The sequence below is a fragment of the Mycobacterium sp. genome (assembly GCF_035603715.1).
Classification (GTDB): Bacteria; Actinomycetota; Actinomycetes; order Mycobacteriales; family Mycobacteriaceae; genus Mycobacterium.
In genome coordinates, this window is the sequence record NZ_DATNJW010000485.1 from 1 (window position 1) to 13813 (window position 13813).

Below are 13813 nucleotides of genomic sequence, written 5' to 3' on the forward strand. Positions count from 1 at the left end.
CAAGAGGGCCGACAAGCCCGACAAGCCCGACGGAGACAAGGGGGCCGACAAGCCCGACGGGGGCAAGGGGCCCGGCAAGCCCGACAAAGACGATGGCGTGTCATTCGCCGTCGGCGTTTTGGGTCAAGCGAAATCCGGCGACATTGGAAGGCTGCTCCTACTGGGCCGTCGCCGACGGATCGCGCACGGGGGTGCTGTAGAGACAAGTCCCGGTGAAGAGCCAGTGGACCTTGCGATCAGCGTTCCTCCTAGCCTGGAAGTGATCGGCGAGACCAGTGCTGAATATGGATATATCGAGCTTGCCGTCCGCATTCGCTTCGCGCCGAGGATCACAGACAAAAACGGCGTCGTCGGTGTCGTTGTCTCTTGAACGGCCTTCCGTCGCGCCGGCCCCGAATGTGCTCGAGGATTACCTCGCCGAGTGCAAAGAAGCGTGCGATGGCGAGATCGATCGGCTCTTCGCTCCCGGCCAGCATGGCGCGAGCAGACTTTACGAGCTGATCCTCGACTATCCCCGCCGCGGCGGGAAGGCGCTCCGGCCGGCCCTGAGCATCGCCACCTGCTTGGGGCTCGGCGGCCACCTTGAGGCAGTCCTGCCGACCGCAGCGACGCTGGAGCTCTACCACAACGCCTTTCTCATTCACGACGACATCGAGGACGAGTCGTGGAGGCGCCGCGGCCGGCCGACGCTGCACATGGACCATGGCATCCCGATCGCCGTCAACGTGGGTGATGCCATGCTGTCGATGTCGCTGCAACCACTGCTCGACAACGTTGAGCGCGTCGGGCTCGGGCCGGCCCTACGCATCCTGCGGGCCGTCGCGCACATGACCCGGCAGACCGTCGACGGCCAAGCCCTCGAGCTCGAGTGGGTGCGTTCCAACACCTGGCAGCTCGACGACGCTGATTACCTCGCGATGGTTGAGCTGAAGACCAGCTGGTATTCATTCATCACACCGCTGCAGGTCGGCGCGATCGCCGCCGGCGCCGGACCGGAATGGTCGGCGACGCTGGAGCCTCTCGGCCGCCACCTGGGCGCCGCTTTCCAGATCACCGACGACCTGCTGAACCTGCGGGCGGACCCCGAGGAGTACGGCAAAGAGATCGGCGGTGACCTCTGGGAGGGTAAACGCACCTTGATGCTGCTGCACACCTTGCGATGCGCCGAGCCGGGAGACCGGGATCGCGCAGTCCAGATTCTGGCCAGGCGCAGGCCGAGCAGCGACGGCGAGCTGGGGCTCACTTCGCTGCTGGAAGGGCTCGTCGCCCGGGGCGAGCTGTCTCGGTCTGGGCAGGCGGAGATCGCCGCTCGGCTGCAGGGATACCGCTCCTCGGAATCGAAGACGCTCGATGACATTCGTTGGCTCTATGGCCTGATGCTGGACGTCGGTTCGATGGAGCACGCTCGAGAGGTTGCCCGCTGGCATGCTCGCAAAGCTGCGGTCCTACTGGCCGGTCTCGACTGGTTTCCGGCGAGTCGACATCGGGATGTGCTGTGCGACCTCGTCGACTACGTGCACGGGCGCACCCGATGAACCCCGAGGACCTGGTCGGAATGCTCACCGAGCTGGAGCGGATCAGGGGGCTGACCCTCGACCTCGTCGAGCGCAGCGTCCCGCCGCTACTCCCGGCCCCGCCGACGGACGCCGACGGCGCCGAGCGGACCGTGTTCGAGTTACTTCTGGGTGTCCGTCGCGCGGTGCTCGGAAACCCGGCGGCGGCGCGTGGTCTGCACGACCTGCTCGTTGCCGAGGGTCGCCGATATGCAGACACGACCGCCGGAGCCGAACTGCGCGATGCGCTGGCCGCATCGCAAGCGGTCGACAACCTCCGGCGAATCTGGGAAACGTTGAGCCTCAACGTGCTTGACGGGCCCGCGGAGTCAAACGCGGTCCCGGACGCATGGGCAGATCTGCTGGCGGACGCGATCATCGGGCGCGGCCTCGACGATTCGGTGCTGGGCCACTTTCGCCCCGAAGGGTTCGCCTGATGTTGACTGATCCGCGCCCGGCGCTGGCTGAGCAGAGTAGCTTCATCGGGTACCTGCTGGGCCTGGCCGGTCTGGCTACGGTAGTTCACGCTCTGGCCGCCGAGGGCCACTCTCAGGCCGAGACCCAGCGCGAGGCCGACGATTTCGGCTACTTGCTGCTGGGCGTCGCGAGCGTAGGAGATGCGATCAACCGCCTCGCCGAATCTGCGAGGGCGGAGCCGTCTGACACGCCCGAGGAAGCTATGTCCGCGTCGATGAATACCCGGTGGCTGCGATGAGCGCGGTGCTCGCCCGGAGCGACTTCCTCCGTACCCCTGTGCTCGCTACCGCCAGGCCCGACGGATTCAAGGAGTGGTACCACTTCGTGGTCCACCGCCCGGGCAGCCGGATATTGATCAACTTCAGCCTCAACAGCGAAACCCCCTCGGCCGGTCGACCCCGGCTGGTGCCCCGCGTCATCGTGATAGCGCACGACCAACGGTGGACTGGCGCCGTCGAGCGGTTTGACGACTCCGAGCTGGACGTGTCGGCCGACCTCAGCGTCCTGACCGTCGGCGGCAATCGGATGACCGTGCGACCGGACGGGTACCGGGTGGTGATCGACCTTCCTGGACACGACATCCGGGGGGAGCTCGATCTCACCTCGGTGAGTCGGCCCTTCGCCGTCAACAACCAGCCGGTGGGGGACGGACGGGTGTCCTGGCTATTCGTGCCGCGGCTGCGTGCCGACGGGTGGCTGCGCATCGGACGCCAGGAGATGCGCTTCGAGGGCAACGTGGCCTACCACGACCACAACTGGGGCCGGTTTCACTGGGGCGGCGACTTCGGCTGGACGTGGGGCACGATCCTTCCCTCAGGACCCGACGATCCGTGGTCGCTGGTTTTCCAGCAGATGACGGATCGGCGACGGTTGCGCTGTCTGTATCAAGCGCTTTGGGTGTGGCGCCACGACGAGCCCGCCGCCATCTTCCCACCCGCCGCCGTGCAGACCCGCTCGCACGGCCTGCTCGGCCGCGTCGCCGACTGCACCTTGCCGCCCCCGATGCGGCTCGTCCTCGGCGGCGAGGCGTCGGACGTACCGGAAAGGATCGAGATCACCGCGACCCGGGCGGGCGACGCGGTGCACGCCGAATTTCGACCGCAGGCTTACGCGCGCCTCGCGCAGCCTAGTGAGGTGTGCCTGGATCGATCAGTCGTGCTGTGTGAAAGCAACGGCACCGCTCAGGTGACTGGGTCGATCAACGGCGAAAAGATCGACCTCGTCGGTGCCGGCGTATTCGAGTTGCTATATGGCTGAGCAGGTTTCGTCGCTGCTGCGGCGGTCAGTCGGGCACCTTGAGGACGAGGTGCCCGCCAGCTACCGCCATATGCTGGAGGCGCTCGGGCCGCTGGTGGTCGAGGTCGATGTCGACGGCGAGGTGTTCTCGCTGCGAGGTGGTCGCCGGCTGGAGGTGACGGACGGTCCGGCCGGTGTGAGCAGCGCCCGGATCGCCAGCTCCCGGGCCGCCATCCTGGACCTGCTCGACGCCAGGTTCAGCCTTGACGAGGCAGTTCAGGCCGGGGTCGTCAACGTGCACGGCTCGCTGGACGACATTTTGCGCGCGCACGACACGCTGCTCGCTTACGTCCACGCGGCCGTTCGGGCACCATCGCATCCGGAGTTGCTGGCTACGCTGCGGACGGGGCCGCAATGAGCGAGCACATTACGACCCCTGCGTCGTCCGATCGGCACCCCACGGTGGCCGTTTTGGGAGCCGGCATTGCCGGCCTTACCGCCGCTCACGAACTGGCAGAGCGCGGCTTCGAGGTCACGGTGTACGAACCTCACCCGGATGAACGGACCGTGCTGGACAACGCCATGCCCGCGGGCAGCTATCCGCCGATCAAGCTCGGCGGCCTCGCCGCTTCCCAGTACTCGAAGGCAGGTTCGGGCAGGGGTGGCACCGCCGAGCTACGCCCCTTCCCGGGGCGGCGAGGCCGGCCCCGTATCCCACCGCGGGCGGTTGCCGGAGAGCACGGATTCCGTTTCTTCCCAGCGTATTACCTGCACATCTGGGACCTTTTCCAACGCATTCCGGTGTATCAACGAACAGAGCAGGTCGACGGCCAGGTTTGCTGGCAAATGACGTCGCGCACCGTCATGGACAACGTCAGGCGAGTGGTCACCCAGGGCACCACGGTGGAAGGCAAGCCCTCCCTGGTTTTTCCTCGCCAGAAGCCACGCACCCTCGCCGAGTTACTCACCACCGCAGGCCAGCTCGGGGAACTAGGCTTCAGCCCTGGTGATGTGCAGACCTTCGCGGGCAGGCTGCTGCAATATCTCGCCACCAGTCCTCTGCGCCGCGCCAGAGAACTCCAGAACCTGTCCGCCTATGACTTCTTCATCGGCCGCGACGCCACGGTGGCCCGTCGGTTCTATTACACGCCACCTTTCGAAGCGGCTCTCCTGGAAATGCCGCGGGTGCTCGCCGCGTTCGATTCCCACTGGGGCGATGCCCGTACCAATTTGACGACATATCTTCAGCTGCAGCTGCAAACGGACCGCGACGACGACAAAGCCGACGGGGTGCTCAACGGCCCCACTACCGAAGCGTGGTTCGACCACTGGTACCGGCACCTCGTCGAGCTCGGAGTCCGATTCGTCCGAAGTGGGGTGGATCAGCTCTTGGCCCCGCGCATCGACCGCGGAGACCCACCCCACCGTTGGCCGCGGGTGCAGGTTCAGCTGACCGACGGAATGCGCCTGTCTCCCGATTACGTCGTGGTCGCCGTCGACGCGCCCACGGCCGAACGGATCACAGCGCCGCTGCGCGCGGCCGGCACCGGCGGCACCGTGGCCGGGCTCGACGGGTTCACTACTTCGGTCCCACCGCCCGCCGGCCCGCTGCAGCCCACGCCAGCGCGCCCATCAGCCCGGCGTGACCCGCACAGGCTGGACGAAATGGGTCGGGTGCCCTGGGATCGGTTTCAGACGCTGGCGGGCATCCAATACTTCTTCGACACCGAGTTCCAGCTGCTCCGTGGGCATATGTACTACTCGGGGACCGAATGGGGCCTGTCGTCGATAAACCAGAGCGGGATGTGGGAGAGGCAACCGACACTGGCCCGTGACGGCCACATCTCGGTGCTGTCGGTTGACATCGGAGATTTCAACACCCCGTCGCGTCACCTGGTCGACGAATTCGGGCACGGGAAGGCCGCGCGCGACTGCAGCGCCGACGAACTCGCCCAAGAAGTGTGGCGGCAAATCATCCACGCCGTCACCAGCGACGCCGGCAACGTCCCCGAGGCGCTGCTCCCGTGGCCAGCTTGGTATGCGCTGGACCGCAACCTGAGGATGACCGGTTGGCCCGACAAGGGAACTCCGGCGCGGAACGAAGCGCCGTATCTGGTCCCCATCGTCGGAGACTGGCCGAATCGACCTGGTTGCGACCCCTGGAACCCGCACGGCTCGTCGTGGACTACGAGGCCGACGGAGGCCCAGTGGCTGGAGAATCTCGAGCGGCGCAATGTCTGGCAGGCGCGCCACGGCGGCTTCCAGGTGCATCACAACTCGGTGGTGTTCGCGGGCACATGGAACAAGACGTTCACCCGGATGACGTCAATGGAGGCCGCCTGTGAGTCGGCCCGCCACGCCGTGAACGCCATCCTTGACCATTACGTTTGGGTTGAGTCCGGCGGCGTCGATCGCCGGGAGAAAACCGTCCTGAACTGGCGGCTTCCCTACGGCTTCATCGACCAAGGATTCTCAAGCCCGATTCGTCTGCCGACACCGGCCGGCGATTACTGCTACGTCTTCGACATTGAGAACCGGGAGCCATACGAGACCCGCAGGCTGCGCAACCTTGACGGGCAATACTGCCAGGCATCGTTGCCTCATCCGATCGATTTCTCGGCTGCCACCCCGGGCCGCGCCGTATTTCCTGCCCCTTCAATCCTCGGAGGTCAACCCATGACGTCGCCCTCGACCGACTACGCGCAGCAGTTACACGCTTACCTTCAAGCCTGGCGCCAGTACCTCGAAAAGACCGTAGGCGCTATGACGCCTTCGCAGTATGCGCAGCCGCCCGCGTGGGGGATGTCCGCCGTGCCGCCGCCGGCGCCGTTCATGCCGCCGCCGATGCCGGCCGCTGCACTTGGGTCTACGGCGGCCCCACCGACCGATTACACCCAGCAACTGCTTGCTTGCCTCCAGGCCTGGCGGCAGTACCTCGAGCACACGACGTGCGCCGCGGCGCCGGGTCCGCCTGACCCGCCGCCGGTCGCCCCGCCGCCGGTCGCCCCCCCGCCGGACGGCCCGCCGCCGGACGCCGGCTCGGTCCGCCCAGCCACCTCGGCTAACACGCCTCAGGACCTGGAGTACCTAGTGCCAAAACAAGGTTGGATGAGCGACATCGCTTTTTACCAAAAACCGGGACACCCTGAGGGCGAATCAATTTCGGGAAGCGGCTCGCTCTACCATTCGGGCCGCTCGGTACTCCCGTCCTCGCCGATGGGCGAGTACCAACCGAATTCGGCATATGAGTCAGCGCGTTCCGCTACCTCGGGTGGGTGGGTGTCCGGCGCGGAACAATCGTTGTACTCCAGTCCCGCCACGCCCGCGGCCCGAATACAGGAGAAAGCAGTGCCGGCCAGGCCCGAGGAATTGGAGATCGTCAAACCCCTGATAGAGCCGACGAAGTAGGCGCACTCCGTACGGGGTAGGAACGTCCGTCGCCGTGACCGGCATGCTGCGTGCGCCCGCTAGGGTGTTCGCCGTGGCCGAGACCGCGCCGTTGCACGTGCAACTGATCGCCAAGACCGAGTTCGTCGCGCCGCCCGACGTGCCCTGGAGCACCGACGCCGACGGTGGCCAGGCGCTGCTCGAGTTCGCCGGCCGGGCCTGCTACCAGAGTTGGTCGAAGCCGAACCCGAGGACCGCGACCAACGCCGGCTATCTGCGGCACATCATCGACGTCGGGCATCTCTCGGTGCTCGAGCATGCGAGTGTCTCGTTCTACATCACCGGCATCTCGCGATCGTGCACCCACGAGCTGATCCGGCATCGGCACTTCTCCTACTCGCAGCTGTCGCAGCGCTATGTGCCGGAGAACGAATCCCAGATCGTCGTTCCCCCCGGGATGGAAGACGACGACGAATTGCGGCGCATCCTGGTCGAGGCCGCCGACGCCAGCCGCGCCACCTACACCGAGCTGCTGAGCAGACTGGAAGCCAAGTTCGCCGATCAGCCGAACGCAATCCTGCGCCGCAAGCAGGCCCGCCAGGCAGCACGCGCCGTATTACCCAACGCCACCGAGACCCGCATCGTCGTCACCGGCAACTACCGGGCTTGGCGACATTTCATTGCCATGCGGGCCAGCGAGCACGCCGACGTCGAGATCCGGCGGCTGGCCATCGAGTGCCTTCGGCAGCTGGCGGGCGTCGCCCCGGCCGTGTTCGGCGACTTCCAGATCTCCGCGCTGACCGACGGCACCGAGGTGGCGACCAGTCCGCTGGCCACCGAGGCCTGAGTCAACCGCGCAGCGGTGCCAAATGGGGTTGCTGCCGCCAGGTAATCTGGGGTCCGTGAGTACCGGCGGATTCGACGTTTACACACGCCTGGGCACGCTGCTGACCGCCATGGTGACGCCGTTCGCCCCGGACGGATCCCTGGATCTCCCGGCGGCGGCCCGACTGGCCAACCACCTCGTCGACAGCGGGTGTGACGGCTTGGTCATATCCGGCACCACCGGCGAGTCGCCGACCACCACCGACGCCGAGAAGCTCGCCCTGTTGCGGGCCGTACTCGAAGCGGTGGGGGACCGCGCCCGTGTCATCGCCGGCGCGGGCAGCTACGACACGGCGCACAGCGTCCACTTGGCCAAGGCGTGTGCCGCCGAGGGGGCGCACGGTCTGCTCGTGGTCACGCCCTACTACTCGCGGCCTCCGCAAGCCGGGCTGATCGCGCACTTCACCGCGGTCGCCGACGCGACGCCACTGCCGGTGCTGCTCTACGACATCCCGCCGCGTTCGGTGGTGCCGATCGAATTCGAGACGCTGCGCGTATTGGCTGCACACCCCAACATCGTTGGGGTCAAAGACGCCAAGGGCGATTTACACGGCGGCATGCAACTGATGGCGGAGACGGGCCTGGCCTACTACTCCGGCGATGACGTGCTGAACCTGCCGTGGCTGGCGATGGGCGCCACCGGCTTCATCAGCGTGATTTCCCACCTGGCGACTGGTCAGCTGCGAGACCTGTTGTCCGCCTTCGCTTCCGGAGATGTCACTACCGCTCGCAAAATCAACGTCGCGATCGCCCCGTTGAGCAATGCGATGAGCCGCCTCGGCGGTGTGACGCTGTCCAAGACGGGACTGCGCCTGCAGGGTATCGAGGTCGGCGATCCGCGGCTGCCGCAGATGCCCGCCACGGCCGAACAGATCGACGCACTGGCTGCCGACATGCGGGCAGCGTCGGTGCTCAGGTGAGCCAGAGGGCGGCTCGCAGGTGGATGTAGACCTTCAACCGCCAGGTCCGCTGACCACAGGTGGTTTGCGGGTGACCGCGCTGGGCGGAATCAATGAAATCGGCCGCAACATGACGGTTTTCGAGCATCTGGGCCGATTGTTGATCATCGACTGCGGGGTGAAGTTTCCCACTCACGACGAACCGGGCGTCGACCTCATCCTGCCTGATCTGCGTCATATCGAACACCGACTCGATGACCTCGAGGCGCTGGTGCTGACGCACGCCCACGAAGACCACATCGGGGCGATCCCGTTCCTGCTCAAAATGCGGCCCGACATACCGATTGTCGGTTCCAAGTTCACCCTGGCCCTGCTCGCCGCGAAATGCCGTGAGCACCGGGTGAAGCCGGTCTTCGTTCAGGTGGCCGAAGGGATGCGCACCACGCACGGAGTGTTCGAGTGCGAGTTCTTCGCGGTCAACCACTCCATTCCCGACGCGCTGGCTATTGCGGTGCGCTCCGGTGCTGGAACCGTTCTGCACACCGGCGATATCAAGCTCGATCAATTACCGCCCGATGGCCGACCCACCGACCTGCCGGGCATGTCACGGCTCGGCGACGCCGGCGTCGATTTGCTTTTGTGCGACTCGACCAACGCCGAGATCCCCGGTGTGGGGCCGTCGGAGAGCGAGGTGGGGCCGACGCTGCACCGGCTGATTCGCAGCGCTCAAGGCCGCGTCATCGTCGCGTGCTTTGCTTCCAACGTCGATCGGGTGCAGCAGATCATCGACGCCGCGACGGCGCTGGGCCGGCGGGTGTCGTTCGTCGGGCGGTCCATGGTGCGCAACATGGGAATCGCGCGCGACCTGGGTTTTCTGCAGGTGGACGAGTCGGATCTGGTCGACATTGGCGCCGCTGAGATGATGGCGCCCGACCAGGTTGTGTTGATCACCACCGGAACTCAGGGCGAGCCGATGGCGGCGCTGTCACGGATGTCGCGCGGCGAGCATCGCAGCATCACGCTGACGTCGGGAGACCTGATCATCCTGTCGTCCTCGCTGATACCGGGCAACGAGGAGGCTGTCTACGGGGTCATCGACGAACTGGCCAAGATCGGTGCGCGCGTTGTCACCAATCAGCAAGTCCGCGTGCATGTTTCGGGTCATGCGTATTCCGGTGAGCTGCTGTTCCTCTATAACGGGGTTCGCCCTCGCAACGTCATGCCGGTTCACGGCACCTGGCGGATGCTACGGGCGAACGCCAAGCTCGCCGCCAGCGCGGGGGTGCCGGAAGAATCGATCGTCTTGGCCGAGAACGGGGTCAGCGTTGACCTGGTGGGCGGCGCCGTGCGCATCGCCGGTGCGGTACCGGTCGGCAAGATGTTCGTCGACGGCTCGATCACCGGCGACGTCGGCGACATTACACTGGGCGAACGGCTCATCCTGTCATCGGGTTTCGTGGCAGTAACGGTCGTGGTCGGGCGCGGTACCGGGAAGGTGGCGGCCCCGCCGCAGGTGCATTCGCGGGGTTTCTCCGAAGACCCCAAGGCGCTGGAGCCCGCTGTTCGCAGAGTCGAGGCGGAGTTGGAATCGCTTGCGGCCGAAAACGTTACCGACCCGGCACGGATCGCACAGGCGGTCCGTCGTGCGGTCGGCAAGTGGGTGGGGGAGACCTACCGTCGCCAGCCGATGATCGTGCCGACGGTTATCGAGATCTGAGCCCTCCGGCGCTTGGCGCCAGTGTTACCTCAGCCGGGTTGGGCGAACGCGGGGGCAGGTAAAGGGGACCGCCTGCCGGTCAGCCCCCGCGCGGTGCGCAGCGCGACCGCCATGATCGTGTTGGTCGGATTAGAGCCGCCGGAGGTCGCGAACACGCTGCTGTCGGAGCAGAACACGTTGTCCATCTGATGCATTCGGCCATTGCCATCGACGACGCTGGTCGCCGGGTTAACGCCCATCTGCATCCCGCCCATGGTGTGCAATCCGGTCGGTGGCGCGGTGCCTCCGATGGAATTGGCGGTGCTCTGCGGTACCGCGGCGTACAGCTGTGCTCCGGATGCCCCGCACATCGTGGAAAGCAAAGGGATGAAAAAGTCTTGCGAAACCTTCTCGAACCTTCCGATCTTGTAGGTGACCCGGGGGGCCGGCTGTCCATTGAGGTCCTTGATCGTCGGGTCGAGAGTGACGTTGTTGGTCAGGTATGGCATGTCGGTGGCGAAGCAGTCGACGCCGGCGAGCCGGTCGCGCAGCAGCGAGGCTTGCATCAGATCCTTGAACGCGCGGCCGAAAAACTGCACGCCCGGGATCAATCCGAGGATCTCTTGGTAGAACTTGCCTTCCGCGATCGGGTTCTGGCTACCCCCGAGCTCGCACAGGCCGGCACGGATATAGGGCAGACCGGCCAGCCGCGCGAAGACTCGAGCTCCGGGGAAGTCGGGATCGTTGAAATCGAACACCACCTGCGTGCACGACCGACCGCGGTAGGCGTGCACTCGCTGGTTGAGAAAGATGGCGAAGCCATCGTAGAAGTTTTGAAACATAATCCGTTTGCCGATACGGGCATAGGGGTCGGGAAGGTTGGACAGCAGCGCCAAGCGCGGAGACAACACCGCGGAGCAGGCCAGCACAACTATGTCGGCGTTCTCGCCGCCGGCGTTGCCCGCCGCGTCGATAAAAGAGACGCCGGTCGCGCGACGGCCGGTGTAGTTGACCTGGGTGACGGTCGTCTGCGGTCGCAATTGCGTGCGCCCGGTGCGCAGCGCGCGCCGCAGCATGATGAGGTTGGCCGGCTTGGCTGAGATCGGACAGCCGTAGCCCGAGCAGAAGCCGCAGTTGTTGCACGCCGGGGATCCGTTGTACTCGACCGAATTGGCCGCCATCGGGAAGTAGAAGGGATGCAGCCCAAGGCGTTTGGCCCCCGCCGCAAGCAGCGTCGACGAGCGCATCTGCGCCCCTGGCGGCATCGGGTAGGGCCTCTGCTGCGGCTGGTGCCGCTGTACGAATGCCGGTATCGACGCGACATCTCCCTGCACTCCGATCAGCGTCTCTATCTCGTCGTAGTACGGAGCGAGCTCGCTGTACTCGAACGGCCAATCCGCCATGTCCGCGCCAGGCACCGGGCCGAGCAGCGACAGCCCCTTGAAGTCGATGTCCCACATCCGGGTGACCTTGACGTCCGAGTGTGGGAACGCGCCGCCGACCTGGTTGGGCAGGTCATTGACGTCGCCAACGTAGGTGTTCGCAGCGACCTGCCAGGCGGTTTGGCGAAACGTGCGCGGGTAGGCCAAGGGATCCGGCTGCTCGAAGTAGCGGTACTGCGACTTGAGCTCATCGTTGGAGAACACCGTCGGAAACGGCCCTTGCCCTTCGATGTTGGAGAAGTAGTTGGGTCCCATCTCGAAAATCACCACGTCCCAGCCGGCTTCGGCGAGCTCCATTGCCATGACCGAACCGCCCGGTCCCGAGCCGACGATGATCGCTTTACCGGCCAATATTAACGCCGGCCTTTCCCCCCATTTTGGCGATGGCATGGGCCCACCCGCCCTGGACCAGCATGCCGATGATGCCGCTTTGGGCCAGCGTGTCCCCTTGGGGCGCTTCGACTTCGGCGTCGGTGTAGCCGCGCGGCTCGATGTCCCCCGGCCAGGCGATGCTTTGCCAACCCACGAGGTTTGCGTTGCCGCCGTACTCCGGTACGGAGTACATCCCCTCAATCGCGTGCCCGAACAGCACCTGGGTGAAAGACACCGCCTGGCCAGTCGCCAGGATGTTGTTCTGTTTCGTCTTCGACACCGTGGTGAAGTCGCCACCGGCCAGTTGGTCAAGCAGCGCAATGCCGTTGGTGTACTGGGTGCGCAGGTTGGCGATCCGCTGTTGCCAGGCGTAAGTTTGGGCCCGGTCGAGGGGGACGAAGTTGGCCATGAAGTCCTCGGAACCGCCGGCGCGGTTACTCCACGGACCGCCGGCATGCACCTTGGGTGGCGAGAAGGAAAACGCCCCAAGCATGACGTCGATGTACCGCACCACGTTGGCTTCGTGCGCCCCCGGGGTGGTCTCGCCCGGGTCGTCTCCCGGGCCGGGGATCAGGCGGCTGGTAGCGGCGTCGAGCACAGCGGCTTGATGCGGGGAGAGATAGCGGTACGACGTGTCGGCGGCATCGGCGGCGGTAGCGGCTTCGCCGGGATCGGCGAAAGCGGAAGGGACGGAGCTGCTTACGGCGACCAGCGGCAGCAGAGTGAGCCCACCGAGCATCCTGCGCCGGGACACCGGCGCAGACAGACCGTAACCGGGGACGGCCCCGTCGCTGGCCACGGGCCGAGTATGACGCCGATTCGATGTTGATCAGAGGAACGCCCGCGTCCGGCGTGTCGGACTCGCTATCCGGTTTCGTGGTAGCGGTCGAGTGCGCCGCATCGCAACGTCGCCGGCGGCGTAGCTATCGCCTCAACGACGTGATCGAAAAGCAAACCGACAAAAGGCATCACGCGAGTGTGGGACAGAACGAGGCTTTGGCGCAGTCGGGCCAGGGCGGTGAAATCGCCGTCGGCGAGCTCGTCGAGTAGCGCGATGCCGTCGCTGTACTGGTCGCGGAGGTCGGCGGCCCGCACCCGTAGCGCAAAGGGCTTGGCGTCGAAGATTGATAGCAGCCGGTCGACATAAGCGACGACGAGCTGCGGCGTGCCCCATTCCGCGCCGGAAATCAGTTGGCGGGTGGCGGCATAGAGCACCGCAGCCTGGTGCGGCGATAGAAATCGGTAGCCGGCGAATACCTGGCGCCGGGGCGACGGCGCCACTGGGCCGGATAAGCGGGCAGCCTCGTTGCTGGCCACGCATTCAGTATGACGCCGTGATGGGGCTGAACAGGGGACGCTATGGGGCGGCGTGTCGGAACTGCGTCGATCCGGTGCACGGCGGCTCCAAGGGGTCAAGCCTTTTCGGCGTAGGCCGACCATTCGATCGGCGACACGGTGAGTTGGCGACCCGTTGGCTCGACGTACCGGCGCATGATCAGGTCGGGTCCGGCTTGCTCGGCCAGCTGCCACCCGTGTCCGGCAAGGAATGCCGCAACCTCTTGCGGGGGAATCCCGAACTGCCACAGCTGCTGACGCTGCCTGAACCTGCGGTACAGCGCGTCGGCACCGTACAGGTTGATGCCGTCGATGAAATCCCTTCGGACATAGGTGAACACAAGTCGGCTGCCCGATGTCGCGTGCCGCAGTTCGTTCAACGTGGCATGGACGGCTTCGGCGCTCAGGTACTGAGTCACGGCTTCCCAGACGAAAAAGGTGCGGCTGTCGGGGTTGTAACCGTGTCGGGTCAGCACGTCGAGGACGTCGTCGTGTTCAAGGTCCAACGGCACCAACCGAACCGACACCGGC

Annotated in this window: 13 protein-coding genes and 1 pseudogene; 10 read left to right on the top strand and 4 right to left on the bottom strand. The window is 65.8% G+C overall.

Annotated elements, in window-relative coordinates; genetic code table 11:
* From VN856_RS20175 to VN856_RS20220, 10 genes and pseudogenes are all read left to right on the top strand, one after another.
* Positions 1-370: pseudogene (locus tag VN856_RS20175) on the top strand (hypothetical protein); the annotation flags it as partial.
* The gene (locus VN856_RS20180; protein ID WP_325692235.1) at positions 354-1535 is read left to right on the top strand and encodes a polyprenyl synthetase family protein; all 1182 of its coding nucleotides are present in this window, start codon (positions 354-356) and stop codon (positions 1533-1535) included. The pseudogene VN856_RS20175 and the gene VN856_RS20180, both read left to right, overlap by 17 nt.
* On the top strand, positions 1532-1990 hold the full coding sequence (locus VN856_RS20185; protein WP_325692237.1) for a hypothetical protein: 459 nt from the start codon (positions 1532-1534) through the stop codon (positions 1988-1990). The genes VN856_RS20180 and VN856_RS20185 overlap by 4 nt, the downstream gene beginning before the upstream one ends.
* Positions 1990-2268 carry a hypothetical protein gene (locus VN856_RS20190; RefSeq protein ID WP_325692239.1) on the top strand — a complete coding sequence of 93 codons (279 nt, stop codon included), beginning with the start codon at positions 1990-1992 and terminating at the stop codon, positions 2266-2268. The genes VN856_RS20185 and VN856_RS20190 overlap by 1 nt, the downstream gene beginning before the upstream one ends.
* A complete protein-coding gene (locus tag VN856_RS20195) occupies positions 2265-3287 on the top strand; it encodes a hypothetical protein (RefSeq protein WP_325692241.1) in 1023 nt (340 codons plus the stop codon). Before VN856_RS20190 ends, VN856_RS20195 begins: the two co-directional genes overlap by 4 nt.
* Positions 3280-3684: an SCP-2 sterol transfer family protein gene (locus VN856_RS20200; RefSeq protein WP_325692243.1), complete on the top strand. Its 405-nt coding sequence runs from the start codon at positions 3280-3282 to the stop codon at positions 3682-3684. The genes VN856_RS20195 and VN856_RS20200 overlap by 8 nt, the downstream gene beginning before the upstream one ends.
* Positions 3681-6674 carry an FAD-dependent oxidoreductase gene (locus VN856_RS20205; RefSeq protein WP_325692245.1) on the top strand — a complete coding sequence of 998 codons (2994 nt, stop codon included), beginning with the start codon at positions 3681-3683 and terminating at the stop codon, positions 6672-6674. The genes VN856_RS20200 and VN856_RS20205 overlap by 4 nt, the downstream gene beginning before the upstream one ends.
* Positions 6675-6747: 73 nt before the next feature.
* Positions 6748-7500 (top strand): FAD-dependent thymidylate synthase, encoded by a 753-nt coding sequence (gene thyX, locus VN856_RS20210; protein ID WP_325692247.1) that lies wholly within the window; start codon positions 6748-6750, stop codon positions 7498-7500.
* A gap of 55 nt (positions 7501-7555) precedes the next feature.
* Positions 7556-8458, top strand: coding sequence for a 4-hydroxy-tetrahydrodipicolinate synthase (gene dapA, locus VN856_RS20215; protein ID WP_325692250.1), 903 nt, complete (start codon positions 7556-7558; stop codon positions 8456-8458).
* A gap of 19 nt (positions 8459-8477) precedes the next feature.
* Positions 8478-10154 carry a ribonuclease J gene (locus tag VN856_RS20220; protein ID WP_325692252.1) on the top strand — a complete coding sequence of 559 codons (1677 nt, stop codon included), beginning with the start codon at positions 8478-8480 and terminating at the stop codon, positions 10152-10154.
* A gap of 29 nt (positions 10155-10183) precedes the next feature.
* Here VN856_RS20220 and VN856_RS20225 read toward each other — a convergent pair whose 3' ends face one another.
* From VN856_RS20225 to VN856_RS20240, 4 genes are all read right to left on the bottom strand, one after another.
* Positions 10184-11965: a GMC family oxidoreductase gene (locus VN856_RS20225; protein ID WP_325692254.1), complete on the bottom strand. Its 1782-nt coding sequence runs from the start codon at positions 11963-11965 to the stop codon at positions 10184-10186.
* The gene (locus VN856_RS20230) at positions 11916-12746 is read right to left on the bottom strand and encodes a gluconate 2-dehydrogenase subunit 3 family protein (protein WP_325692256.1); all 831 of its coding nucleotides are present in this window, start codon (positions 12744-12746) and stop codon (positions 11916-11918) included. Before VN856_RS20230 ends, VN856_RS20225 begins: the two co-directional genes overlap by 50 nt.
* Before the next feature lie 65 nt (positions 12747-12811).
* Entirely contained in the window at positions 12812-13264 is a 453-nt protein-coding gene (locus tag VN856_RS20235; RefSeq protein ID WP_325692258.1) for a hypothetical protein, read from the bottom strand.
* Positions 13265-13359: 95 nt separating this feature from the next.
* On the bottom strand, positions 13360-13813 hold a 454-nt coding region (locus tag VN856_RS20240; protein ID WP_325692260.1), incomplete at its 5' end, for an SAM-dependent methyltransferase.